This window comes from Paenibacillus sp. J22R56 (genome assembly GCF_056269375.1).
This window is the reverse complement of record NZ_JBWDNV010000007.1, coordinates 319,047-343,855: the sequence shown is the minus strand read 5'-3', so window position 1 is coordinate 343,855 and position 24,809 is coordinate 319,047. Positions and strand designations below refer to the sequence as shown.

Sequence of the window (24,809 nt, the reverse complement as noted above, 5' to 3'; positions counted from 1 at the left end):
CTCCCTGCAGCCGGTCTCCTATGTGAGACTGGTAAAAGGGTAGCCAAAGTTACACATAACGAACGAGAATTAGCGGCTTACACCGCTTTTCATACAAAGGAGTTGTACTTATGAACCATCCGGCGACATATCGGGATCGCCGCGTCGTTGTATTAGGTCTTGCGAGAAGCGGCGTGAGCGTAGCAAAAGTGTTCCATGCTCTGGGAGCGGAAGTTATCGTAAATGATAAAAAAGAACGTGAACTATGCCCCGAAGCGGATGAATTGACTGCTTTGGGCATTTCTGTGCTATGCGGTTATCATCCGGACGATCTCGTCACTAGTGAGACAGCATTGCTGGTCAAGAATCCAGGTATCCCTTATACGGCAAGTCCTGTGCAGCAAGCAGAAGCGCATGGCGTGGAGATTGTAACAGAAGTTGAGGTTGCTTATTGGTTGTCAGCAGCGCCAATTATCGGAATTACAGGATCGAATGGCAAAACAACGACGACAACATGGATCGGCCAGCTGCTTGGAGAAGCGGGCTTGAAGCCAATCGTGGCAGGTAATATTGGGATACCATTGTGTGAAGCGGCAACTGAAGCGAAGGAAGACAACTGGATTGTTGCTGAGCTCAGCAGCTTCCAATTAAAAGGGACATCTTCATTCCGTCCGCGTATTGCTTTGCTTCTTAATATTGCGGAGACGCATCTGGACTATCATGGCGGCATGGAGGACTATGTTGCTTCAAAAGTGAAGCTGTTTGCTAATCAAACTGCCGACGATATCGCAGTTCTGAACTGGGATGATGCAACCTGCAGAGCATTAGTGGATCAGGTGACGGCAAAGGTGCTGCCTTTTTCCCTTTATGCACGATTGGACAACGGTGTTTGCATAGAACCGCCGTTTGAGGCAGGGAATGACGCAGAAGTAGCTCGAGTAATCGTATGGCGCAAAGAAGACGGATCTGAGAAGGTCATTCTGCCAGTTGCTGAACTTGGTATTCCAGGGCGCCACAACGCGGGTAATGCGCTTGCGGCTATTGCAGCCTGCATAGCTGCTGGAGTTGAACCTGACGTGATCGTGCCCGCACTGAAGCAGTTCAATGGAGTTGAGCATCGACTTGAGTATGCGGGTGAAGTGAAAGGCGTTAAATACTACAACGACTCCAAGGCGACTAATCCTACAGCTACGATAATGTCTGTTGGCTCCATGAGCGCGCCAATTATACTCCTTGCGGGTGGTCTTGACCGTGGCTCCGATTATATGGAGCTTCTTCCGGTATTCCGCGACCGTCTCAAAGGACTGGTGGTTCTTGGCGAGTCGAGAGGCAAGCTGGCGAAGGTGGCCGAGCTTGCAGGTTTAACGAATCTGCGAATGGTCGAACCTGAGGAGGACGCCGAGTCTACTTTGCGGAAGGCCGTACAAGAAGCTGCTAGCCTGGCAGAGCCTGGAGATGTTGTTTTATTGTCGCCAGCTTGTGCTAGCTGGGATATGTTTAAATCCTTTGAGCAGCGCGGACGCATTTTTAAAGAATCGGCGCATACCTTGTAAGTAGGGGGCTTGTCCCTACTTTACGCAAATCAAGAGGTGTGTTTGCTATGGCCAAAGCCAGGTCCGCCCCGGATGTATGGATGATCGTTTCTATTGCGCTTATCCTGACAATTGGATTAGTAATGGTATACAGTGCGAGTGCTGTGCTCGCTTTCCATGAATTTGGTGATAAATTCTATTATGTGAAGCGCCAATTTATATTTGCCGTTCTTGGCGTTGGTGCGTTACTATTTACGATGAACGCGAACTATCTGATATGGAAAAACTGGGCAAAGGTTGCACTTCTGATCTGCTTCGTCCTGCTTGTTATCGTACTTATTCCAGGAATAGGCGTTGTTCGCGGCGGAGCTCGAAGCTGGCTAGGCATCAGTTCATTTGGTATTCAGCCTTCAGAATTTATGAAGCTGGCTATGATTCTGTTTCTTGCCAAATGGTTGTCAGAGAAACAACAGACAATTACGCTCTTTACGAAAGGTCTTCTGCCTCCGTTAGGGCTAGTTGGACTAGCCTTTGGACTTATCATGCTCCAGCCGGATCTTGGATCCGGTGCGGTTATGGTCGGAGCTTCTCTTATCCTTATATTTGCTGCCGGTGCGAGAATCAGTCATTTGTCTTTACTTGCTTCCAGCGGGCTAGTGGGACTCATAGGACTGGTTATAGCCGAACCATATAGGATGAAGCGTATTACAGGCTTCCTGGATCCATGGGCGGATCCGCTCGGTACAGGCTATCAAATTATACAGTCCCTTTATGCGATTGGGCCAGGCGGTCTTGTAGGGCTTGGACTCGGGATGAGCCGTCAGAAATTCAGCTATCTGCCAGAACCGCAGACGGACTTCATCTTCTCTATTGTCTCTGAGGAGCTTGGCTTTATCGGAGGGGCAGCACTTATTCTCTTATTTATGATATTAGTCTGGCGGGGGATTCGGACTGCGATTTCTGCTCCGGATACATTCGGCAGCCTGCTCGCAGTAGGGATTACCGGCATTATAGGTGTGCAGGTTCTGATTAATATCGGAGTGGTTATTGGCGCGATGCCGGTAACGGGTATAACATTGCCGCTCATCAGTTATGGAGGCTCCTCGCTCACCTTATTACTTACGGCACTTGGCATTTTGCTCAATATATCCCGATATTCGAGATAAAGGGATGAAATATTGGTGTAAATGGCCGGCATGGCGCCGCCTTTCGAGGCGGCGTATGACGTCCATTTTTGTGTTTTGAGGGTAGAATAGGCGATTGTCACATTCGGAATGGAGAGGGCATAAGATACTCTATAAATCGTGACCGTCGCCCGGTTCGGGCCGTAAGTTACAAACGCCGCGAGCAGTTAAGTCAGCACTGAACTCGCAGCGGATCTGCCTGACTCTCTCAACAAGAAGCTAAAGGAGGCTTGACAACATGGAAAATTATATTGCGGAATTGGAACAAGCAGGGCTAGGCCAGATATTATTTAATGAGCCGCTTGCAAAACATACAACTTGGAAAATCGGCGGACCTGCAGATGTTCTGTTTATCCCACACGGCAAAGATCAGCTCGTGTCGGCCATCCGCCTTCTTCATAAGCATGGTGTACCGTGGACGAATTTAGGCCGCGGCTCCAATATGCTGGTGAGTGATAAAGGAATCCGCGGTGTTGTGATTAAGACCCGTGACGGACTGGATTATGTGCGTTTTGAAGGAATGCTCGTGCATGCTGGCGCATCATTCTCGTTTGTGAAATTATCGAGAATGTCGGGCAGGGAAGGTCTGACTGGACTGGAATTCGCGGGGGGAATTCCAGGAAATGTCGGCGGAGCTGTCTACATGAACGCAGGCGCACATGGATCCGATGTGTCACGTATTTTTAGATCAGCTGAGATTGTGCTGGAGACAGGTGAATTGGTTCGATTCGACCGAGAGGCAATGCAATTCTCTTACCGCCACTCTATTCTTCATGAAGTAAGAGGCGTTGTCATTGAAGCAACGTTTGAGCTTGCGGAAGGCGACCGTAGTGAAATTCTGGCAACACAGGCGTCCTATCAGGAACGGCGGTTACGCACGCAGCCGTTGCAGCTTGCATGCGCAGGAAGCGTGTTCCGCAATCCGCCGAATGATTTTGCTGCTAGGCTCATTCAAGAGGCCGGTTTAAAGGGAGTTCGATTCGGGGGAGCGGAAGTTTCCGAGCTCCATGCCAATTTCATAGTAAACACTGGGCAAGCGACAGCTGAAGATGTTCTCACCCTCATGACTCACATTCAAGGTACAATAGCAGACCGTTACGGAGTTAAGCTAGTACCGGAAGTATTGGTGGTGGGTGAGCGGTAATTCGGAGGTGATACATTGGACAAATTGGTGATTGAAGGCGGGAAACCTCTCTCAGGATCCATTGTTATCCAAGGAGCGAAAAATGCCGCTTTGCCGATATTGGCAGCCTGTATGTTGGCGGAAGGCACTTCTACAATTAAACATGTGCCTAGACTGCTGGATATCGATGTGATGCTTAACATTTTGCGCGAATTAGGATGCCGCGCTGAGCACGTGGGAGATACGGTTGTTCTGAACACAGAAACCGCACATACTTCCCATGTACCGGAATCGTTAATGGGACAGATGCGCTCATCTATCTTTTTGATGGGGCCATTATTAGCTAGATTTGGAGAGACGCAGGTTTATCAGCCTGGCGGCTGCGCAATCGGCGAGAGAAAGATCGATCTTCATTTGGAAGGACTTCAAGCGCTTGGCGCAGAGATTGAGGAAATTGGCAACCGGATTATTTGCCGGGCAGAAAAACTGCATGGTGCAGATATCCATTTGGCTTTTCCAAGCGTAGGTGCTACGGAGAACATTATGATGGCAGCCGTGCTTGCCGAAGGGCGCACGACAATAAGTAATGCGGCGCGGGAGCCGGAAATTCAAGATTTACAAAGGTTTCTGAACGAGATGGGCGCTAAGATCATGGGTGCCGGAACGGATACGATCACAATTGAAGGGGTACAGTCGCTTACACCTTGCACATACACAGTAATTCCGGATCGCATCGTTACTGGTACTATCATGGTTGCTGCTGCTGCAACACGCGGGCAGGTTACCTTATTGAATACGAATCCCGCACATTTATCTTCGCTCATTCACGTGCTCCGCAGAGCAGGTGTTCAAATTGTAGTTGACGGTGATATAATCAAAGTGGGCTGTCCTGGGCGGCCAAGAGCAGTAGAAAGAGTCGTTACGGCTCCTTATCCTGCCTTCCCAACCGATCTTCAGTCGCAGGTGATGGTGCTGCTTGCGCTGGCAGATGGAGTGAGCATTTTGAAGGAAACGATCTTCGAGGGTCGCCTCAAGCATGTGGATGAATTGTCACGCATGGGTGCCGATATCAGGGTTGACATGAACTCGGCATTTATTAGAGGAGTGCCGCGTCTATACGGTGCAACGGTAGAAGCAACCGACCTTCGGGCGGGAGCAGCGCTTGTTATCGCCGGATTGGCAGCACAAGGCAAAACGATCGTCGAACAAATCCATCATATTGACCGCGGCTATGATTGCATTGAAACGATGTTAAGCAGAATCGGCGCGCGCATTTCGCGTTACTCTCCTGTTCCCAAGAGTTAATCGACGGATGACCGAATCGCAGCTGGATAGAAACGACCGGCCCTGCCAAGAAGGAGGACCGGATGTTTTTTTAGAAGGAAGGGACAAGTTATGAGCGAGCTCATGCCTGTATTGAAAGAGCCGGAGAAGAAGAGAAAGGGCAGCCGTAAACTGCTGGCCGTTCTTTTCCTACTGTTTGCGATTCTCTTATCTGTATTATTTTTCAATTCATCAATCAGCAAGATTACGACGATAACAATAGAGGGCGCACAATACACCTCGAAGACGGACATACAATCAGCAGCCGGCATAAATGCTGGTGACGCCTATTTCGGCGTTTCAGAGAGCAAAGTCGTGAATCAGATCAAGAAAATGAAGCCGATTCAGGAAGCAAGTGTTACGAAGTCTTTCCCTGGCGATGTGAAAATTACGGTCAAAGAATTCCCAATTGTGGCATTTGAATTGTCTACGAGCGGCGAAATGTCCGCCATTATGTCGAACGGAACCAATGTTTCGGCATTAAGCGACGAATTTCTTATGGACAAGCCGGTGCTCTCTGGTTGGAAGGCTGACGATCCCAATCGGGGGGAGCTGACCAAGCAGCTCGGCCAAATCTCGGAGAAGCAGCTTTCTGATTTGTCAGAGATTATTCCGGACCCATCCAAGGCGTATCCAGACCGAATCAAGATTTACACTCGAACCAAATTTGAAGTTATCACTGCTGTTTCTTTGCTGGCAGATAAGATCGATGCATTGAATGCGGTTATCGAGACGCAGGAGCCTGGGAAAATTACGATGCTGCTCGCAGACACCTATGTTCCTTTTAATAGTAGTGACTCAGAAAATATGGAATCTGATCAAAAAGAGACTACTCAATAGATAGAAAGAATGGTAGAATTTTATACACAGATTTAATATATTTTCAAGCGAGAATCCAGCATTCATAACATAAGGCTTAATACGTAACATGAGGGAAATGAAAATTTTGTTGAAAAAAGAGGGAATATATCAAAGGCGTTGAATAAGTAGAAGGACGAATGTTTATAACCCTATTCTTGTCTTTATTATTCGTTGAAACGGGAGGTGCCGCGGGTTGAGCAGTAACGACATCATCGTCAGTTTGGACATCGGTACATCCAAAGTTCGTGCTATTATTGGGGAAGTGAGTAACGGAACCATTAATATTATTGGAGTTGGATCTGCCGACTCGGAGGGTATTCGCAAGGGAGCTATTGTAGATATTGACCAGACCGTGCAGTCGATTCGCAGCGCAGTGGAGCATGCGGAAAGAATGGTTGGCATTCAAATATCAGACGTCTATGTTGGGATTCAAGGGAATCACATTGCACTACAGACGAATCGTGGCGTTGTTGCAGTATCCAATGAGGATCGTGAAATAGGTGAGGAAGATATCGAAAGAGTTACTCATGCGGCCAAAGTGGTCGCACTTCCTCCAGAACGTGAAATTATTAATCTTGTACCAAAGCAATTTTTAGTTGATGGCTTGGAAGGCATCTCTGACCCACGAGGGATGATTGGCGTACGGCTCGAAGTTGAGGCGACAATTGTAACGGGGACAAAGACGGCTATACATAATTTAATGCGCTGCGTAGAGAAAGCCGGTCTTCGGATATCAGGTGTTATTCTGATGTCACTTGCTTCAGGCGTTATGTCTCTTACAAAAGATGAAAAAACGATGGGAACCGTGCTAACCGATATCGGAGCTGGCTCAACGACGATAACCGTCTACGAGCATGGCAGCCTTGCTGCTATTTCAACTTTGCCTATCGGCGGTGAATATGTAACTAATGATATTGCTTATGGTCTCCGGACACAGTCGGAACAAGCAGAGAAGATTAAATTAAAGTACGGTTGTGCTTTTGTTAATGATGCAGCTGATGATGTGAAGTTTAAAGTAACTCGCATGGGAAGCAATGTAGAGAAGGAATTCTCTCAGGTCGATCTGGCCAGCATTATTGAGCCGCGTATGCAGGAGATTTTCCAGCTTGTTCGTCAAGAAGTACGCAGACTAGGTTACGGCGACAAAGTGAATGGATACGTATTAACCGGAGGTTCTGTTACCATGCCGGGTACATTGGCTCTTGCACAAGTGGAGCTGGAATCATCCGTTCGCGTCGCATCGCCGGATTATATCGGTGTGAGAGATCCTGCGTATAGCAGCGGAGTAGGAATGATCCAATACGTGTCGAAATATATGGGAGTACGTGGAGCATCAGCAAGTACAGGGAAGAAAACGGCAAGCCGCAAGTCGGGTACCACCGCTTCATCCAAACCCGGTATGTTCGAACGGTTGAAAAATATGTTTAGCGAATTTATTTGATCGGGGGAAAATGTAAGATGTTGGAATTCGATTTGGATCTAGAGCAACTCGCTCAAATAAAAGTAATTGGTGTTGGCGGCGGCGGCAGCAACGCAGTTAATCGTATGATCGAGAACGGCGTTAAAGGCGTCGATTTTATTACTGTAAATACAGATGCGCAAGCTTTGCATTTGGCAAAGTCCGAGCACAAGCTGCAAATCGGCGATAAGCTGACACGTGGTCTTGGCGCAGGTGCGAATCCGGAAGTAGGCAAGAAAGCAGCTGAAGAGTCGAGAGAGCTTGTCATGAACCAATTGAAAGGTTCGGACATGGTATTCGTAACAGCCGGCATGGGCGGCGGTACGGGTACTGGTGCAGCACCAGTAATCGCTGAGATTGCTCGCGAATGCGGGGCACTTACAGTAGGTGTTGTAACTCGTCCGTTCACTTTCGAGGGACGTAAACGTTCTGCACAAGCGGAGCTGGGTATCGAAGCGTTGAAGGAAAAAGTAGATACACTGATCGTGATCCCGAATGACCGTTTGCTAGAGATCGTTGATAAGAAGACTCCAATGCTGGAAGCATTCCGTGAGGCGGACAACGTACTTCGCCAAGCGGTACAAGGTATCTCCGACTTGATCGCCGTTCCTGGTCTGATCAACCTCGACTTTGCAGACGTGAAGACCATTATGACAGAGCGCGGATCCGCGCTTATGGGTATTGGTATTGCGACTGGTGAGAACCGTGCTGCTGAAGCAGCAAAGAAAGCCATCATGAGCCCGCTGCTTGAGACGTCCATTGACGGCGCACGCGGCGTTATCATGAACATTACAGGCGGCAGCAACCTGTCGCTGTATGAAGTTAACGAAGCGGCTGAGATCGTCATCTCTGCTTCCGATCCGGAAGTAAACATGATCTTTGGTGCAATCATCGACGAAGATCTGAAGGATGAGATCAAAGTTACAGTAATTGCAACAGGATTTGAGCATAAGCCATCTGCTGCAGTACGCCGTGCACCTCAGCCTCAAGCTGAACCAGAAGCACGCACGATTTCGCCATCAACTTCGGCGGCATCGTCGCAAGCTTCAGCAGTTAAGCCATTTGGCGCATCACCTTCGAGCGATCAGCTCGAAATCCCAGCGTTCCTACGCAATCGTCGTACTGACCGCTAATCTCTGAATCTTTCGCCTGACCGGCTCGCCGGTCAGGTTTTTTTTGTTTGCAAAGCCCTGTAAGGCCGAAAAACGCCCTACAGGTGGTCAAGCGAACCGAAGCAAGGTTAGGGTTAGCGTGTACGGCTGAAACCCGCCTTTCAGGTTGTGAAACTAGCCATCTAGCCGGCTGTAAGTCCGAAAACCGTTCTATAGATGGTCAAACGTGCCGAAAGCAAGGTTTGATGGTCCTGTAAGGCTGAAAGCAGCCTTTCAGGATACAAAACTAGCCATCTAGCCCGTTGTAAGTCCGATAATCGCCCTACAGGAGGTCAAACGTGCCCAAACCAAGGTTAGTGTATCCTGAAAGGCTAAAAGCAGCCTTACAGGATACAAAACTAGCCATCTAGCCCGCTTTAAGACCGAAAACCACCCTACAGATGGTCAAACGTGCCGAAAGCAAGGTTAGCTCTGCCAATCATTATTTATTTACAATAAAGCAACGAGCACGTTTAGTGCCTTCACCATGTTTGATTAGTCTATTGGATTTAATGAGATTATTAATCAGAGATTTTGTTTGATCTTTCCCAATTTGTAAGTGCTGACGAACATCTATCGGCCGTATCGGACGATCTATTTGCAGCGCGTAACGAATAATCTCCTTCTCCAGAATATCATCCGCACTCGGATCAGCATTCAAGGCACTCCCCAGTCTTGATCCAAAAAATTGCTGCAGCAATTGGATGCACATGCGAGGCTTATCCTTGACATCGTCGTAGGAGAAACGCAGAACATTCCATTCGTCGATCACTAGATGATTTTGCCTCACTAGATGATCGGAGAATTGCCATCTGCTTACACCAGCAGCGTGAGTGTTAAATCCATCTATCTCGCTTTCCGTCACGAAAGTCCACTATCTCAAACTCAGGATGAAGGTAGTCGAATTGTGAGAAGGCGGGGAACCATACTTTTTGCAGAAAAAGTTGTCCTTCGTGACTATGTCCTTCCAGTAGTCTTCTTTTATTTTCTCCGACTCGCCTCTTAAGATGATCATGAAACCAGCTTTCATAAACCTCTTCATACGACAAATCTAGTCACGCTCTTCGCAATTAGATACAAAAAAGCCACGCCTCCAGGAACAAAATAGTTCCTAAAAACGTGGCGTGTGCCTCACGACCATGCGATTCATATGGATAAAGATACCATATTGTAGAATAATCAACAACCCATCAGCCCTATAAACTCCCATTTTACCCTCGACAAAAAAAGCTATGTCATGCCGTCATGTTTAGACAGACTTTGAAATAGGATTTTTATATACTAGGTTCAATCGTTCTCTCCGGAGGGAGAGTAAACGTTTCTGTCGTTCGAACCCGCTGGAAGGTGAAGCTGTGGCTGTTTATGTCGATGTCATGTTTGTGCGGGAAATGCTTGTTGACGGCAGTATATTGCTCACGACTGCTTGGGTCCGCCATATCCGTGCACGTCCTTGGCGGGTGCTGACTGCAGCGAGCATTGGCGCTGGTTATGTCATTCTTATGCTTTTTCCACCACTATCAATTTTATTTACATTAGCCGTCAAAATACCGATTTCTCTCCTGATGCTATGGGTTGCGTTTGGATTTTCTTCCATACAAAACTTTTTCCGAAACATCGCTGCCTTTTATACGGTTAACTTTGTTGCCGCCGGAGCGATCATCGGGATTCATTACTTGCTAATGCAGGGCTCAGGCGAAGTATGGCGTACGATCACCTTTATAAATGGCGGTATGCAGGTTGAGCTGAAGATGGGATTTATTTATGTGCTCGCTGCATTTAGTATCGGCATTTACATATACCGCTCTGTTTATGTTCAGCGGCGCGAGAGGGAGCTGGTGAGAACACATTTGGCCGAGGTGAAAATTCAAATCGGCGACCGGCAGCATACCTGCACCGGACTGATCGACACAGGCAATCAACTGTATGATCCGTTAACCCGGACACCAGTTATGGTTGTGGAAGCGAACATATGGCAAGACGATTTACCAGAATCATGGTTAAAGAGCATACGCGATGCACAGGTAGATAGACTGGTAGCAGGACTTGGCGAAGAAAACTTCGTCTGGCAGGATCGGCTGCGACTTGTACCCTACAGAGGGATCAATCGTGGTTCACAATTTATGCTGGCGCTCAAACCGGATTTTGTTCAGATTGAGCGGGAAGGGCAAGTGTACGTTTCACGGAAGGTGCTGGTCGGCATCGACGGCGGTAAACTTTCGTCAGACAGCGCTTACCAAGCGATAATCCATCCGTCACTCGTTCAGAACAGCCAATGATTGGATAAAGAAGATGAACGGATACATCAATTTGGGGAGGGATGGGCCAGATGCTCGTCAAGTGGAAATTAACCCTGCAGTTATATTATTATCGTGTTTTGTTTTTATTCGGATTAAAAAGCGAAGAAATCTATTATATTGGCGGCAGCGAAGCACTTCCTCCGCCCTTGACCCGTGAAGAAGAGGAATATTTACTCGATAAGCTTCCATCCGGCGATACGGCGATTCGTGCCATGCTGATCGAACGCAACCTGCGTCTGGTCGTTTATATTGCGCGAAAATTCGAGAATACAGGCATCCATATTGAAGATCTGGTATCTATCGGTGCAATTGGACTTATTAAAGCAGTTAACACCTTTGATCCTGAGAAAAAGATTAAGCTTGCGACTTATGCATCTCGTTGTATTGAGAATGAAATACTTATGTACCTCCGGAGGAATAGCAAGACGCGGACGGAAGTATCCTTTGATGAACCACTTAACATTGATTGGGATGGCAATGAGCTGCTGTTGTCTGATGTGCTTGGTACAGAAAATGATACCATTTACCGGAATATTGAAGAGCAGGTAGACCGAAAACTGCTCCATAAAGCACTCGATAAGCTGTCGGAGCGGGAGCGTATTATTATGGAACTGCGCTTTGGACTCGCCGATGGTGAAGAAAAAACACAGAAGGATGTTGCCGATCTTTTGGGCATTTCCCAGTCTTATATTTCACGTCTGGAAAAACGTATCATTAAGCGGCTGCGTAAGGAATTTAACAAAATGGTGTAATGTTATACCCAATTATGGGGCAACAGATACCCCTGTTTTGGAAGAATAAAATAGGGGTCCAGGGAGATAATGTACATTAATGTTTCTCCTTGGGAGGTAATCACGTTGACCCGAAATAAAGTCGAGATCTGTGGAGTGGATACTTCGAAACTGCCTGTCCTTACAAACGCCGAGATGCGGGAGCTGTTCACCGCATTACAAACCAAGAGCGAATGGGCAGCCAGAGAGAAATTAGTTAACGGCAATTTAAGACTGGTTCTTAGTGTTATTCAGCGGTTTAATAACAGGGGAGAGTTTGTAGACGACTTATTCCAGGTCGGCTGCATTGGACTTATGAAGGCGATCGATAATTTCGACCTTAGCCAGAACGTCAAATTTTCCACCTATGCCGTGCCGATGATTATCGGTGAAATTCGCCGTTACTTACGTGACAATAATCCGATCCGTGTATCGCGGAGCTTAAGGGATATTGCCTACAAAGCGCTTCAGGTGCGTGACAGCCTGACGAATCAAAACTCGCGTGAACCAACGATTTTTGAAATTTCAGAAGCGCTGAATGTACCAAAGGAAGATGTTGTATTCGCGCTGGACGCGATTCAAGATCCGGTCTCCTTGTTCGAGCCGATCTATCATGACGGCGGTGACCCGATTTATGTAATGGATCAAATAAGTGATGACAAGAACAAAGACGTATCCTGGATTGAAGAAATTGCACTTCGTGAAGCGATGCATAAATTAAACGATCGTGAAAAAATGATCTTGTCGATGCGTTTCTTCGAAGGAAAGACGCAAATGGAAGTTGCTGACGAAATCGGCATTTCACAAGCACAGGTATCCAGGCTGGAGAAATCAGCTATCCAACAAATGCAAAAACATGTTAAGACTTGAACGGTGCCACTTGGCACCGTTTTTTCATGTTCCAGTTCTTGTTCAGGCGAACAAGCTAACTTGTTTTTTTGTCCGAACAGGACATTTTGGGCGTTTTGTACATATAGATAAGAGAGGATGTTCATCCCGTTCAAGTGAAAGGTGATGTGCAAATGAAGATATCGGATTTTCAAACGAAGGATGTTATTAATATTGTGGACGGCAAAAAGCTAGGGCAAGTCAGCGATCTGGAGCTTGATCTGCGTCAAGGTCGTATCGATGCAATTGTTATTCCCCAGTACACAAGATTTCTAGGTGTGTTCGGAAGCGGCGGGACAGAGGTCGTTATCCCGTGGCGTAATATTGTTAAAATCGGGGCAGACGTCGTGCTTGTCCGAATGGATGAATCGAATAAGAAACTTGAGGACGAAGATTTGCACGCCCGCTCATAACAGGGTAAACTGCTTACAGAGGTGAGTGCCCGTATGGAATCGTTTAAATCTGTACTTTCGGCGAAGGGACCTTCGCTTTTTTTATTGCCAACATGGATGGAACAAAATGAATATTTGACGGCTGGTTTTACAAGCAGAAACGGTGGAGTAAGTGAAGAACCTTGGGCTTCTCTTAATGTAGGTCTGCATGTTGGTGATCAGGATGCAGACGTTGTACGTAACCGTCAGCTAATTGCCGAAGCGATAGATTGGCCATTTGAGGCTTGGACGTGCGGGGAACAGGTGCATGGCAGTGATGTATTCGCCGTTACGGAAGCGGAGCGGGGGATGGGCCGGCTGTCACGAGCTTCAGCCATTGCAGATACGGACGCACTTATTACGAACGTGCCAGGTGTGCTGCTTGCATCATTTTACGCGGACTGTGTTCCTTTGTATTTCTATGACCCGGAGCATCAAGCGGTTGCGCTTGCCCATGCAGGGTGGAAGGGCACGGTTCAGCAAATTGCGATACGGACAATTGAAGCGATGGAGAAGCAATACGGGTCAAAGCCCGAACAGATTCGCTGTGCTATAGGTCCGTCGATTGATGACTGCTGTTATGAAGTCGACGGTTTTGTCATTGATAAGTTGCAGCCGCTCGTACAAGAACTCGCAAACGTAGTAAATTCTGCCCCTGAATCTATGCTTACATTGGTGGAAAACGGTAAAGCTATGGTAAACTTAAAACAAATTAACCGACATATTATGCTTAAAGCAGGAATTTTGCCGATTCATATCGAATTATCCGAGTGGTGCACAGGATGCAGCAGTGATCAGTTTTTCTCCCACCGGAAGGAAGGCGGCAAAACTGGCCGTATGGCCAGCTGGATCGGTATCCGGGAAAGGTGATCGAATGACGAATACGATTAAAACAGCATTATCTGGAAGAATAGAAGAGGTGGAGCGTCGGATCGCAGAAGCTTGCGAGAGAAGCGGCCGCAGCCGTGAAGATGTAAACATTATTGCGGTAACAAAGTATGTGTCGCTGGAAACAGCGGAGGCTGCCTATCAGTTAGGACTTCAGCATCTCGGCGAGAATCGTTGGCAGGACGCTAAGGACAAGTGGGAAGCCATTAGCGGCAAGGATACAGGCGAAGGCAGTGGACAAGCCATATGGCATTTTATCGGGTCGCTGCAGACGAACAAAGTGAAGGACGTCATTGGGAAATTTACATACATACATTCGATCGATCGTTTGTCTTTGGCACAGGCGATTGATAAAAGGGCTTCCCAGCTAGGTATTACCGTTCCATGTTTCGTCCAGGTTAATGTGTCAGGTGAAGATTCCAAGCATGGTATTGAACCGGAGCAACTGCCGGTCCTTTTAACAGAGCTTAAGGAATTATCATCTCTGCGCATTATCGGACTTATGACGATGGCTCCGTATGAGACGGAAGCGGAGGAGACAAGACCTGTATTTCGTGCTTTGCGAGAGCTTCGGGATGAGATGAACAAGCGTGAACTACTCTCTGAACCGATGACGGAATTGTCGATGGGGATGTCGGGAGATTTCGAGGTTGCGATTGAAGAAGGTGCAACCTGGATCCGTTTGGGAACGATATTAGTAGGAAAAGAGGGATAATCGATGAGTGTCATGAACCGGTTTATGAACTTTTTAGGCCTTCAAGAGGAAGAAGAAGTTGTAGAGCGTGAGAAGGTAACTCCACAATCAGAAGAACAAGAGGTTGAAACTTCTCCGTTCGAATCACGTAGAAACACCAAAGGCGGTAATAACAACAATATTGTGAGTATTCATTCGCAAAAGAGTGTCCGAGTCGTATTAAGCGAGCCGCGCTCATACGATGAAGCACAGGATATTGCCGACCATTTGCGTTCTCGCCGGGCGGTTATTGTCAATCTGCAGCGTGTGCGTACAGATTTGGCTGTGCGGATCGTTGATTTTTTAAGCGGTACCGTATATGCGCTTAACGGCCACATTTCGAAACTTGGGCCAAACATCTTCCTATGTACACCGGATTCCGTGGAAATTCAAGGCGCCATTACAGAAATGCTGGCAGAGGATATTGATTACAATAAGATGAGGTGACCTTGATTTGGACGTCTATGGTTTGATAATGAACATCCAGAATATTTACAGCTTTATGATTATTGGTTATGTATTGTTGTCCTGGCTGCCTAATGCTCGTGAGAGCTTTATTGGTGTATGGCTGGGCAAACTGGTGGAGCCGTATCTTGGTATTTTCCGCAGATTTATTCCACCGATTGGCGGCATGCTTGATATTTCACCGATTATAGCAATCTTTGCTTTGCGCTTTATTGCTTACGGTCTCTATGCTGTTGTCGATTTCATTCTGAACATGTTCTAAGGAAGGGCATTCTATGAAGCCAACATTATACGAGCATTTCCATCCGGATGAGAAACCTTTTGTAGACCGGGCCATGGAGTGGGTTGAACGGTCCGCGCAGCTTCATGAGCTGAAGCGGACCGATTTTTTAGATCCGAGGCAAGCAGAGATTGTGCAGATGCTTGCAAATCGGAATCCAGACGTACAGCTTCGCCTGGCAGGCGGTTATCCGGAGGCTGAGCGATGCAGAGCCATTATTGGACCGGAATACCGTTATTTGGATGATGAGCCGATTGGTTTATCCATCCTGGCCGTAGATGGCGGAGGTACTCATCTGGATCTTGATCACGGCGATTACCTGGGCGCATTGCTCGGTCTCGGCGTCAAACGTGATCGAATTGGAGATATTCATGTACATGAGGACTACTCGCATATAATTGTTTTGGACGAAATTGCCGATTACTTAAATGTACACTTAAGACAAGTGCATCGTGCGAGCGTACTTACGGAAATAATTCCCATCACTGAGCTTAAGCCCGTTGTACCTGCCCTTCAAGAATTGTCCTTCACAGTCGCTTCCATGCGGCTTGATGGAATCGCTAGCGACGTCTACCGTATCAGCCGGACTAAGATTGTGGATCCCATCCGTGCAGGCAGATGCAGAGTTAACTGGAAGACATCCGAGAATCCGTCAGAACAGCTCAAACTGGGAGATGTTGTATCCTTTAAGGGGCTTGGAAGGTTTAAGGTGTTGGAAATTGATGGCATGACGAAAAAGGGAAGAATTCGCGTCAAGGTTGGTAAATTTATTTGATTCGTTGCAGGATTTTGGAAAGAACTGTCGAAATTCATTCCAACAACGAATAATTCCGAGTACATCCGCGAATGCGGCAAATACGTTGAGGAGGTGCGCCAATGCCGTTGACGCCATTGGACATACATAACAAGGAATTTGGACGAAGATTACGCGGGTATGACGAGGATGAAGTGAATGAATTCCTCGATCAGGTAATCAAGGATTACGAATCGGTTATTCGCGAGAACAAGGAACTGCAGAACCAGATTTTGGGTCTTCAGGAGAGATTGAATCACTTCTCGAATATCGAAGAAACCCTCAGTAAGACGATTATCGTCGCTCAAGAAGCTGCAGACGAAGTGCGTAGTAATGCTAAGAAAGAAGCGCAGCTTATTATAAAAGAGTCAGAGAAGAACGCAGATCGTATTATTAACGAGTCGCTTTCCAAATCACGCAAAGTATCGCTTGAGGTGGAAGAGCTCAAGAAGCAAGCCTCAATCTATCGTGCTCGTTTCCGTACCCTGGTAGAAGCTCAGCTTGAGCTGCTTGGTCAAGAAGGCTGGGACTCGTTAAATGCCGAGAGTCAGCAGATTTCTCACTCATCGTCAACGGTAACTCATCTGACGGCTGAACATTTACAGCGCGGATAGGCATTTGACATTTGACATCGCAGCGGCGATAAGCTATAAATAATAGTAATTGAATGGTAGTTGATTCAAACTCATTGACGAGAACGAGTACGATTCTAAGTTCGTCCACCAGAGAGCCGTTGATTGCTGAGAAGCGGCGTTCGAACCGATTCGGAAAATCATCTCCGAGAAGCAGTGCTGAACATGTGATCCATAGTGGTTGCATCATTAAGAGCTGACGGTTTGTCCCCCGTTACAGGGACCGCGAATTGTTCATTCGCGCCAAGGTGCCGCAGTCGGTTGATTCATTCAACGTGGACTACGGAACAAGGGTGGTAACGCGAGCTAAGCCTCGTCCCTTTTACAGGGACGGGGCTTTTTTGTTTGTTAAGCTAACGCTTACGAAGTAAGAATCATCACGAACAACCTGAATTGTGTTGTTAAAGTTCTAATTCTTTTTAGGAGGTCATGGATAATGCAAAGAGTAGATGTCAAAGAAAAAGCAAGAGCCCGGGAATTGCGTATTCTGCAGCAATGGGCAGAGAACGATACGTTCAAGAAATCGATCGAGAACCGTACAGGTAAACCAAACTATGTCTTCTATGAAGGCCCGCCAACAGCCAATGGTGCACCACATATCGGTCACGTGCTTGGCCGCGTAATTAAGGACTTTATCGGCCGTTACAAAACGATGTCGGGCTACCGTGTCGTCCGTAAAGCCGGTTGGGATACTCACGGTCTGCCGGTAGAGCTTGGCGTTGAGAAGCAGCTTGGTATTTCCGGCAAGCAAGAGATCGAGAAGTATGGTGTTGAGGAATTTATTAAGAAGTGTAAAGACAGCGTGTTCGTGTATGAGAAGCAATGGCGTGAACTGACAGAAGCAATTGCTTATTGGACAGATCTCGATAACCCATATATCACTTTGAAAAATGAGTACATCGAAAGCGTATGGCATATCCTGTCGACGATTCACAGCAAAGGTCTTCTGTATCGCGGACATCGCGTAAGCCCGTACTGCCCTTGCTGCCAAACGACACTGAGTTCGCATGAGGTTGCACAAGGCTATGAAGATGTAAAAGATTTAAGTGCAACGGTTAAATTCAAGCTCAGCAATGGCGAGTCCATTCTTGCATGGACGACTACACCTTGGACATTGCCGGCGAACGTTGCTCTGGCAGTAAATCCGGAGCTGGATTATATCCGCGCATCCAAAGACGGTGAAGTATACATCGTCGCTCAAAACCTGGCAGAGAGCGTGCTTAAGGAAGGTTATGAGACACTCTCGACGGTGAAAGGTTCGGAGCTTGTTGGTCTTTCTTATGAGCCTCCATTCCGCTATGTACCAATTGAAAAAGGTCACATTGTTATCCCTGGTGACTTTGTCAGCGACACAAGTGGTACCGGTATCGTTCATATCGCACCAGCACATGGTGAGGATGACTATAAAGTAGCCCGTCAGAACGGCATTAGCATGCTGAGTGTAGTAAATAACGCTGGCCGTTACGTAGATGAAGTGACGGATTTGGCTGGCAAATTCGTTAAAGACTGCGATGTTGACATTGTTAAAATGCTCAGCGAGCGTGGATTGCTCTATTCCAAAGAGCGTTATGAGCACAGCTATCCATTCTGCTGGCGCTGTAAATCACCGCTTCTGTACTATGCGACAGAGAGCTGGTTCATCGAAACAACAAAAGTGAAAGAGCAATTGATCGCTAACAACAGCACAGTAGACTGGTACCCAAGTCATATCCGCGAAGGACGCTTTGGCAAGTTCCTTGAAGACTTGGTGGATTGGAATATCAGCCGGAACCGTTATTGGGGAACGCCGCTTAATGTTTGGGTATGTGAAGCAACGGGTAAAGAATATGCACCTAGCAGCATTGCTGACCTGCGCGAGCGTGCCGTAGACTTTGTGCCAGAAGATATCGAGCTTCATAAGCCGTATGTGGATGAGATCAAGCTGAAGTCGCCATTCCAGGAAGGCGCTGTGATGACTCGTACTTCTGAAGTTATCGATGTATGGTTCGACAGCGGTTCGATGCCATTTGCACAGCAGCATCATCCATTCGAGAATGCCGAAGAGTTTGCTGAGCAATACCCGGCAGATATGATCTGTGAAGGTATCGACCAAACGCGCGGCTGGTTCTTCAGCTTGCTGGCTGTTTCGACGCTGTACAATGGCAAAGCGCCATACAAAGCAGTTATCTCGACAGGCCATATCCTTGATGAGAACGGTCAAAAGATGTCCAAGTCGAAGGGCAATGTTATCGATCCTTGGGAAATCATCAATGAATACGGTACGGATGCCTTCCGTTGGGCACTTCTTGCAGATAGTGCACCATGGAACAGCAAACGCTTCTCACGCGGCATTGTGGGCGAAGCGAAATCGAAGGTTATCGATACGATCGTAAACACACATGCGTTCTACGCGTTATACGCTTCCATTGACGGCTTTAACCCGGCTGATCATCCAGAGCGTCCATCCACAAGTAAGCTGGACCGCTGGATTGTATCCCGTCTGAACAGCCTGATCAAGAACGTAGTGAAAGGTCTCGAAGTTAATGACTTCTTGAACGCCGCGAAAGCAATCGAGATCTTCGTTGATGAGCTGAGCAACTGGTACATCCGACGTTCGCGTGACCGTTTCTGGGGAAGTGGTCTTACCGAGGATAAAATTGCTGCTTACCAAACGCTGCGCCATGTTTTGCTGACGCTCTCACGTGTTATCGCACCATATGCACCACTGCTTGCAGAAGATGTGTACGGTAATCTTGGAGGAGAGTCTAGCGTTCACTTTGCCGATTATCCGACAGCGGACGAAGCGGCTATTGATGAGACACTGGAGCGTGATATGGACAGTGCGAAGCAAATCGTTGAGCTTGCGCGTAACGTACGGAATGAGACGGGTATCAAGACTCGCCAGCCTTTGTCAGAGCTGATCGTATCGCTTGACCGTGACTTTGCTGTAGCAGAGTATGAGGATATTATCAAAGACGAGATCAACGTGAAGACCATTGTGGTTCAAAACAGCGACAGCGTTTTTGTAGACTTCTCTTTGAAACTTAACCTGAAAGTGGCGGGCAAAAAATACGGTAAGCATGTTGGTCCTATCCAAGCGTATCTGAAAGGATTGGCAGCGGAAGCTACTCGCGAGGCTGTTACTTCTGGAAGCCTTGTATTCACTTCGGCAGAAGGCGAAGCGATTACCGTAACAACGGAAGAGCTGCTTGTCGAGAAACAAGCTAAATCCGGTTTTGCTTCTGCTTCGGCTAGCGGTGTTACAGTTGCTCTCAACACAGATATTACGCCAGAGCTTGAGCAGGAAGGTTGGGTGCGTGAAGTCATTCGTGCGGTTCAGGACACTCGTAAGAAGCTTGATCTTCCAATCGAAAAACGGATTGATCTGGCACTTGATGTTGACGCAGAGCTTCAAGCAGCTCTTCAAGCATTCAGCAATGTACTGAATGACAATATCTTGTTAAACAGTGTTTCGTATGAATCGGCAGAAGTTATGGAACGCGTGCAGCTTGGCGACAAAGAAATCGGCATTCTTGTCCGCGGATAGGCATATCGACACGGCAGTTCGGGATATAGTATAAGGAGCATGGCCACAAAAAAGGAGTGCCTTATCACAAGGCTCCTTTTCCTTATAGCAAGCGGATGGTTCCTAATCGGTTCCGACCGTTAACGCTTTGCAAAGGGGGACGCCACTTGGTCCGTATTAAATTGAACGATGAGTCGGAAAACGAAAATAAGAAACCAGACGATGAAGAAACACTTGAAAGTAAATTAAGCAAATTAGATATGCGTCTGAGCAAAATCGCTACGAATATGGAGCGGACTCAAATCGCAGAATATGTAGATTTGCTAAATCATCCCATTCGGCTTTTGTGGCGTAATTTGCTGGCAGGTCTCGCAAAAGGTGTAGGCCTCGCGATTGGTTTTACTTTCTTTGCGGCGACAATCTTATATGTGCTGCGAATTTTAGGTGCGCTGAACTTGCCTATCATTGGTGATTACATTGCGGATATTGTTAGGATTGTACAAAGCCAGTTGGAGGGCAAGATGTATTAAAATAGCAGCAAAAAGGCGGCGGTGCCAAGCACCGCCGCCTTTTTATTATTGCTCCTCGAGCTCATGATCGCCTTCATTATGGTCCATATACTGTTTGTAGTGGCGATTGCGAATAACGGAGACATGATTACCGGTTATATCGGTTGCCACGAAGCTTTCGAATGATTCCACAAAGCCGTCGTTCTCATCTGCTTCGATACCAATATGGTCATAATCACCAACATTGGCGTTCTCAGACGTAGCCGGCGATTCTGCAGTACCCCATTGCTCAACAATTTGCCAGGCGTCTTCACCGTCAAAGCCGTTATAATCATCGTCATCCCGGCTTGATCGGCCAAAAGGATGAGCTAGAAATTCTTCTTCTACCGGCCTGTGATGGGAAAGCTCTTGGCGTGGTGCGTGCTCGACGCAATACAACGAATCAGGCAGGGCTTCAAGTCGTTCATAAGGAATTGGCTGGCCGCATGCACGGCATTGGCCGTAGCTTCCATTATCTAATGCCTCCAAGGCATCGGCAATACGGGCTAAATGAAGATCCTCTTGCTCAAGTAAAGCCAGATCCTTCGAGCGTTCAAACATTTCAGTCCCCAGATCGGCTGGATGGTTATCTATTGGCGATAGCTCACCTGTATTATCACGCAGGGAAGAGGCGAGACCATTATGCTCGTTTTGGGATAATCGTTCCTCGAGCTCCCTTTTCTCAGCTTCAAGTCGGCTGCGGAGATGTGCAAGCTGGGCAGCTGTTGCATTCGGCATCGATTGCACCTTCCTTAGATGGATTAGGTATGTCGTTCAACATCTACGCTATAGTGTTCACAAACCGTCTTTTTTTATAAAGGACTTCGTTGGAAACGGTACTACTGGCTCAATAGACGAACGTTATGCTACAATACAATAGTTTGGTACAAACTAGGAGGGATACGATGCGTTTTTATTATTACTGGATCGCGATAGTGGCATTTGTGCTGGACCTTATCACGAAAAAAATGATTGCTGCTCAACTTGAAATCGGCGAGCAGATTAGCGTGATCGGCAATTTCTTTATAATTACCTCGTATCGGAACCGCGGCGCAGCATTTAGCATTTTACAGGAACAGAGAGCATTTTTCATCATCATTACCATCATCATTGTCAGTGCCATCGGCTGGTATATTCACATTTCCAGAAATTCCGGTAAAGCTTGGCTTCTGACCGGTCTTGGATTAGTGCTTGGCGGAGCATTCGGCAATTTTCTTGATCGTGCCGTTTATGGTGAAGTCGTTGATTTCCTGATGTTTAATTTCGGCAGCTATACGTTCCCTATCTTTAACATAGCGGATTCCGCTATTTGTGTAGGCGTGGCTTGTATTATAATTGACACCTTGCTGAATTCGAAGGAAGATTCTAAACGAATTGGCAACAGAGAGGATAAGGACAAAAACGAGCATGAACAGCAACCAATTTAATGAAACTGAAGAACTATTGGAATATGAGGCGACGCCTGAACAGGCTGGGGAACGTATCGATAAATTTATAACAGACAGTATGAATGATGATGCGATATCCCGTACACAGGTGCAGGAATGGATTAAGGCTGGAGCTGTACGGGTTAATGGAAATATAGTTAAGTCCAACTATAAATTGTCATCCGGCGATCAAGCAGTCGTTCGTATCCCAGAACCGGAAGATGCGGCAATTGCAGCGGAGAATATTCCGCTTGATATTGTGTACGAAGACTCGGATGTCATTGTAATTAATAAACCAAGAGGAATGGTTGTTCACCCCGCACCTGGGCATTCATCTGGTACTGTCGTTAATGCGTTGATGTATCATTGCAAGGATTTGTCTGGCATCAATGGTGTTCTTCGTCCAGGTATCGTTCACCGAATTGATAAAGATACGTCAGGATTATTGATGGCAGCGAAAAATGACCTTGCTCACGTATCGCTTGCTGAACAATTGAAAGTGCATACGGTATCGCGCAAATATATTGCACTTGTTCATGGCAATTTACCGCATGATCAAGGAACAATAGATGCACCTATCGGACGTGATCAGAATGATCGGAAGCTGTTCACTGTAACAGAGAAGAACAGTAAGCATTCCGTTACTCATTTTGTTGTGCTGGAGCGTCTGGTGGATTATACAATTGTAGAGCTGCAGCTAGAAACAGGACGTACTCATCAAATTCGTGTTCATTTGAAATATATCGGTTATCCGCTCGCTGGTGATCCGGTTTATGGACGCAATAAGACAGTGGCCCTTAAAGGTCAAGCCTTACATGCTGCATTATTAGGGTTTAAGCATCCCCGGACAGGGGAGTTTCTGGAATTCGAGGTACCTATTCCTGGTGATATGGAGCATGTCATTAATTCGCTGCGTTTGCGCTAATAAGCGGGGAACTCTATTTAGAGGCATGTGCGGAAAAGTACAAACATTTCAGCAAATTCTTCATTATTTCGACGTGAAAAGTAAGCTATCCTTAGCTTACTATCATATCGCAAAAGGAACGGTGACCATTCATGACAGCAATTAATCACAACTATACAGAGCTGCAAGGCAGCTACTTGTTCTCCGAAATCGCTAAACGCCGCACGAAATTTGTGCAAGAAAATCCAAATGCTGAAATTATCAGCCTTGGTATTGGCGACGTAACTCGCGGCCTGCCTGAAGCTGTAACAAAAGCGATGCATGCGGCAGTTGACGAACTGGCTGTGCCAGGTTCTTTCCGAGGCTATGGCCCTGAGCAAGGTTATGACTTCCTGATCAACGCGATCATCGAGAATGACTATAAAGCTCGCGGCATCAACATTCAAACGAATGAAGTATTCGTCAGCGATGGCTCGAAATGTGACGTTGGTAACATTCAAGAAATCTTCAGCACGAACAGCATTGTGGCGGTACAAGATCCTGTTTATCCGGTATATGTGGACACCAACGTTATGGCTGGCCGCTCCGGTAAATTCAACAAAGAGACTAACCGTTACGAGAATATCGTATACCTGGATTGCAATGCGGAGAACAACTTCACGCCTAGCCTTCCTGACCGTAAAGTAGATATCATCTACCTTTGCTACCCGAACAACCCAACAGGTATGACTCTTTCTAAAGAAGAGCTGAAAAAATGGGTTGATTACGCAAAAGAAAATAACTGCATTATTTTGTATGATTCGGCTTATGAAGCGTTCATCCAAGAGGATGACGTACCACACAGCATCTACGAAATCGAAGGCGCTGACGAAGTGGCTATCGAATTCCGCAGCTTCTCGAAGACTGCAGGCTTCACTGGCGTACGTTGTGCTTACACAGTCGTTCCTCGCAAGCTGAAAGGCCTAGATGCGAACGGCAATGAAGTGCTGATTAACGATCTGTGGAATCGCCGTCATACAACTAAATTCAATGGTGTATCTTATGTAACGCAACGTGGTGCAGCAGCGATCTACTCGCCGGAAGGCAAAGAACAAATCGCAGCACTTGTTGACTACTACATGACAAACGCAGGCATTATCCGTGACGGACTTGCTTCGATCGGTCTTGAAGTATTCGGAGGCGTTAATGCTCCATACATCTGGCTCAAAACACCAAACGGCATGGACAGCTGGGCATTTTTCGATAAGCTTCTGTCGGAAGCAAACATCGTAGGTACACCAGGCGTTGGCTTCGGTCAAAGCGGTCAAGGTTACTTCCGCCTTACAGCCTTCGGTTCCCGTGAGAACACGGAGAAAGCTGTAGAACGTATCCGCAACCTGTCCCTCTAATAGGTATTAATGAACGGCCGTGCAGAATTAAATCTGTACGGCCGTTTTTTTCTTCCTTTTATAGTTGGTTTAATTCAAACGAAGCATTTCGAATGTTTCTTGAAAAGCGGAGCGTCCGCCTTTGCTTGGGGGATTCACACCATATTAAATTGTTAACAGGAATTCCCAAGCAACAGCGGTTGAAAGAACATTCGAATGCGCAGTTTGTTATTAAACCAACAAACCCTCTTGACATCTTTTGTCGAACA

General features: G+C 46.9%; 24 protein-coding genes and 1 other annotated feature. Of the genes, 22 read left to right on the top strand and 2 right to left on the bottom strand.

Translation table 11 applies throughout. The features are described 5' to 3' along the window. The first annotated feature begins 110 nt into the window (after positions 1-110). The 7 genes from murD (at position 111) to ftsZ (ending at position 8,594) form a co-directional block, all read left to right on the top strand. A complete protein-coding gene (gene murD / locus AC0YNT_RS18710; RefSeq protein ID WP_475805992.1) occupies positions 111-1,532 on the top strand; it encodes a UDP-N-acetylmuramoyl-L-alanine--D-glutamate ligase in 1,422 nt (473 codons plus the stop codon). A gap of 47 nt (positions 1,533-1,579) precedes the next feature. Then, complete coding sequence (gene spoVE, locus AC0YNT_RS18705) at positions 1,580-2,677, top strand: stage V sporulation protein E (protein WP_475805991.1); 1,098 nt, start codon at positions 1,580-1,582, stop codon at positions 2,675-2,677. 256 nt (positions 2,678-2,933) lie between these two features. Next, positions 2,934-3,839, top strand: coding sequence for a UDP-N-acetylmuramate dehydrogenase (gene murB / locus AC0YNT_RS18700; RefSeq protein ID WP_475805990.1), 906 nt, complete (start codon positions 2,934-2,936; stop codon positions 3,837-3,839). Positions 3,840-3,854: 15 nt separating this feature from the next. Continuing rightward, positions 3,855-5,123, top strand: coding sequence for a UDP-N-acetylglucosamine 1-carboxyvinyltransferase (murA, locus tag AC0YNT_RS18695; protein WP_167277735.1), 1,269 nt, complete (start codon positions 3,855-3,857; stop codon positions 5,121-5,123). A gap of 90 nt (positions 5,124-5,213) precedes the next feature. Continuing rightward, positions 5,214-5,981: a cell division protein FtsQ/DivIB gene (locus AC0YNT_RS18690; RefSeq protein WP_475805989.1), complete on the top strand. Its 768-nt coding sequence runs from the start codon at positions 5,214-5,216 to the stop codon at positions 5,979-5,981. A gap of 214 nt (positions 5,982-6,195) precedes the next feature. Continuing rightward, a complete protein-coding gene (gene ftsA / locus AC0YNT_RS18685) occupies positions 6,196-7,443 on the top strand; it encodes a cell division protein FtsA (RefSeq protein WP_475805988.1) in 1,248 nt (415 codons plus the stop codon). Positions 7,444-7,460: 17 nt separating this feature from the next. Further along, positions 7,461-8,594, top strand: coding sequence for a cell division protein FtsZ (ftsZ, locus tag AC0YNT_RS18680; RefSeq protein ID WP_475805987.1), 1,134 nt, complete (start codon positions 7,461-7,463; stop codon positions 8,592-8,594). A gap of 460 nt (positions 8,595-9,054) precedes the next feature. Here the strand turns inward: ftsZ and AC0YNT_RS18675 are convergent, their stop codons facing one another. Then, positions 9,055-9,477, bottom strand: a complete 423-nt coding sequence (locus tag AC0YNT_RS18675) for a hypothetical protein (RefSeq protein ID WP_475805986.1) — start codon at positions 9,475-9,477, stop codon at positions 9,055-9,057. Between the two features lie 487 nt (positions 9,478-9,964). Here AC0YNT_RS18675 and spoIIGA point away from each other — a divergent pair, with 487 nt between their 5' ends. From spoIIGA to AC0YNT_RS18615, 12 genes are all read left to right on the top strand, one after another. Next, on the top strand, positions 9,965-10,888 hold the full coding sequence (gene spoIIGA / locus AC0YNT_RS18670; RefSeq protein WP_475805985.1) for a sigma-E processing peptidase SpoIIGA: 924 nt from the start codon (positions 9,965-9,967) through the stop codon (positions 10,886-10,888). Between the two features lie 50 nt (positions 10,889-10,938). Then, a complete protein-coding gene (sigE, locus tag AC0YNT_RS18665) occupies positions 10,939-11,661 on the top strand; it encodes an RNA polymerase sporulation sigma factor SigE (RefSeq protein WP_167277749.1) in 723 nt (240 codons plus the stop codon). Positions 11,662-11,766: 105 nt separating this feature from the next. Next, complete coding sequence (gene sigG / locus AC0YNT_RS18660; protein ID WP_167277752.1) at positions 11,767-12,549, top strand: RNA polymerase sporulation sigma factor SigG; 783 nt, start codon at positions 11,767-11,769, stop codon at positions 12,547-12,549. Positions 12,550-12,701: 152 nt separating this feature from the next. Then, on the top strand, positions 12,702-12,980 hold the full coding sequence (locus AC0YNT_RS18655) for a PRC-barrel domain-containing protein (RefSeq protein ID WP_441894780.1): 279 nt from the start codon (positions 12,702-12,704) through the stop codon (positions 12,978-12,980). Positions 12,981-13,013: 33 nt separating this feature from the next. Then, positions 13,014-13,868 carry a peptidoglycan editing factor PgeF gene (pgeF, locus tag AC0YNT_RS18650; protein WP_475805984.1) on the top strand — a complete coding sequence of 285 codons (855 nt, stop codon included), beginning with the start codon at positions 13,014-13,016 and terminating at the stop codon, positions 13,866-13,868. Positions 13,869-13,872: 4 nt separating this feature from the next. After that, positions 13,873-14,601, top strand: coding sequence for a YggS family pyridoxal phosphate-dependent enzyme (locus AC0YNT_RS18645; RefSeq protein ID WP_475805983.1), 729 nt, complete (start codon positions 13,873-13,875; stop codon positions 14,599-14,601). A 3-nt stretch (positions 14,602-14,604) separates the two neighbouring features. Then, complete coding sequence (locus AC0YNT_RS18640) at positions 14,605-15,066, top strand: cell division protein SepF (protein ID WP_167277760.1); 462 nt, start codon at positions 14,605-14,607, stop codon at positions 15,064-15,066. A gap of 28 nt (positions 15,067-15,094) precedes the next feature. Beyond that, positions 15,095-15,346, top strand: a complete 252-nt coding sequence (locus AC0YNT_RS18635; protein ID WP_091183423.1) for a YggT family protein — start codon at positions 15,095-15,097, stop codon at positions 15,344-15,346. Positions 15,347-15,359: 13 nt separating this feature from the next. Continuing rightward, the gene (locus AC0YNT_RS18630; protein WP_475805982.1) at positions 15,360-16,139 is read left to right on the top strand and encodes a YlmH family RNA-binding protein; all 780 of its coding nucleotides are present in this window, start codon (positions 15,360-15,362) and stop codon (positions 16,137-16,139) included. A 101-nt stretch (positions 16,140-16,240) separates the two neighbouring features. Beyond that, positions 16,241-16,771, top strand: coding sequence for a DivIVA domain-containing protein (locus AC0YNT_RS18625; protein WP_475805981.1), 531 nt, complete (start codon positions 16,241-16,243; stop codon positions 16,769-16,771). A 65-nt stretch (positions 16,772-16,836) separates the two neighbouring features. Then, positions 16,837-17,113 (top strand) — a binding site (T-box leader). A 112-nt stretch (positions 17,114-17,225) separates the two neighbouring features. Beyond that, positions 17,226-20,315: an isoleucine--tRNA ligase gene (gene ileS / locus AC0YNT_RS18620; RefSeq protein WP_475805980.1), complete on the top strand. Its 3,090-nt coding sequence runs from the start codon at positions 17,226-17,228 to the stop codon at positions 20,313-20,315. A gap of 239 nt (positions 20,316-20,554) precedes the next feature. Next, positions 20,555-20,824 (top strand): DUF5665 domain-containing protein, encoded by a 270-nt coding sequence (locus AC0YNT_RS18615; protein WP_415639924.1) that lies wholly within the window; start codon positions 20,555-20,557, stop codon positions 20,822-20,824. A 45-nt stretch (positions 20,825-20,869) separates the two neighbouring features. On the opposite strand, the gene AC0YNT_RS18610 is transcribed toward AC0YNT_RS18615, so the two are convergent. After that, positions 20,870-21,580: a TraR/DksA C4-type zinc finger protein gene (locus AC0YNT_RS18610; protein ID WP_475805979.1), complete on the bottom strand. Its 711-nt coding sequence runs from the start codon at positions 21,578-21,580 to the stop codon at positions 20,870-20,872. A 167-nt stretch (positions 21,581-21,747) separates the two neighbouring features. Here AC0YNT_RS18610 and lspA point away from each other — a divergent pair, with 167 nt between their 5' ends. The 3 genes from lspA to AC0YNT_RS18595 all read left to right on the top strand — a co-directional run bounded on the left by lspA (position 21,748) and on the right by AC0YNT_RS18595 (position 24,561). Then, positions 21,748-22,269, top strand: coding sequence for a signal peptidase II (gene lspA, locus AC0YNT_RS18605; RefSeq protein WP_475805978.1), 522 nt, complete (start codon positions 21,748-21,750; stop codon positions 22,267-22,269). Continuing rightward, the gene (locus AC0YNT_RS18600; RefSeq protein WP_475805977.1) at positions 22,250-23,194 is read left to right on the top strand and encodes an RluA family pseudouridine synthase; all 945 of its coding nucleotides are present in this window, start codon (positions 22,250-22,252) and stop codon (positions 23,192-23,194) included. The genes lspA and AC0YNT_RS18600 overlap by 20 nt, the downstream gene beginning before the upstream one ends. Positions 23,195-23,325: 131 nt before the next feature. Continuing rightward, positions 23,326-24,561, top strand: a complete 1,236-nt coding sequence (locus AC0YNT_RS18595) for an LL-diaminopimelate aminotransferase (protein ID WP_167277778.1) — start codon at positions 23,326-23,328, stop codon at positions 24,559-24,561. The last annotated feature ends 248 nt before the right edge of the window (positions 24,562-24,809 follow it).

Excerpts from the sequence above, each read along its gene's own strand:
- murD (WP_475805992.1), top strand. The coding sequence starts at position 111 with ATGAACCATCCGGCGACATATCGGGATCGCCGCGTCGTTGTATTAGGT.
- spoVE (WP_475805991.1), top strand. The coding sequence starts at position 1,580 with ATGGCCAAAGCCAGGTCCGCCCCGGATGTATGGATGATCGTTTCTATT.
- murB (WP_475805990.1), top strand. The coding sequence starts at position 2,934 with ATGGAAAATTATATTGCGGAATTGGAACAAGCAGGGCTAGGCCAGATA.
- AC0YNT_RS18690 (WP_475805989.1), top strand. The coding sequence starts at position 5,214 with ATGAGCGAGCTCATGCCTGTATTGAAAGAGCCGGAGAAGAAGAGAAAG.
- ftsZ (WP_475805987.1), top strand. The coding sequence starts at position 7,461 with ATGTTGGAATTCGATTTGGATCTAGAGCAACTCGCTCAAATAAAAGTA.
- sigE (WP_167277749.1), top strand. The coding sequence starts at position 10,939 with ATGCTCGTCAAGTGGAAATTAACCCTGCAGTTATATTATTATCGTGTT.
- AC0YNT_RS18655 (WP_441894780.1), top strand. The coding sequence starts at position 12,702 with ATGAAGATATCGGATTTTCAAACGAAGGATGTTATTAATATTGTGGAC.
- pgeF (WP_475805984.1), top strand. The coding sequence starts at position 13,014 with ATGGAATCGTTTAAATCTGTACTTTCGGCGAAGGGACCTTCGCTTTTT.
- AC0YNT_RS18645 (WP_475805983.1), top strand. The coding sequence starts at position 13,873 with ATGACGAATACGATTAAAACAGCATTATCTGGAAGAATAGAAGAGGTG.
- AC0YNT_RS18640 (WP_167277760.1), top strand. The coding sequence starts at position 14,605 with ATGAGTGTCATGAACCGGTTTATGAACTTTTTAGGCCTTCAAGAGGAA.
- AC0YNT_RS18635 (WP_091183423.1), top strand. The coding sequence starts at position 15,095 with ATGAACATCCAGAATATTTACAGCTTTATGATTATTGGTTATGTATTG.
- AC0YNT_RS18630 (WP_475805982.1), top strand. The coding sequence starts at position 15,360 with ATGAAGCCAACATTATACGAGCATTTCCATCCGGATGAGAAACCTTTT.
- AC0YNT_RS18625 (WP_475805981.1), top strand. The coding sequence starts at position 16,241 with ATGCCGTTGACGCCATTGGACATACATAACAAGGAATTTGGACGAAGA.
- ileS (WP_475805980.1), top strand. The coding sequence starts at position 17,226 with ATGCAAAGAGTAGATGTCAAAGAAAAAGCAAGAGCCCGGGAATTGCGT.
- AC0YNT_RS18615 (WP_415639924.1), top strand. The coding sequence starts at position 20,555 with ATGCGTCTGAGCAAAATCGCTACGAATATGGAGCGGACTCAAATCGCA.
- AC0YNT_RS18610 (WP_475805979.1), bottom strand. The coding sequence starts at position 21,580 with ATGCCGAATGCAACAGCTGCCCAGCTTGCACATCTCCGCAGCCGACTT.
- lspA (WP_475805978.1), top strand. The coding sequence starts at position 21,748 with ATGCGTTTTTATTATTACTGGATCGCGATAGTGGCATTTGTGCTGGAC.
- AC0YNT_RS18600 (WP_475805977.1), top strand. The coding sequence starts at position 22,250 with ATGAACAGCAACCAATTTAATGAAACTGAAGAACTATTGGAATATGAG.
- AC0YNT_RS18595 (WP_167277778.1), top strand. The coding sequence starts at position 23,326 with ATGACAGCAATTAATCACAACTATACAGAGCTGCAAGGCAGCTACTTG.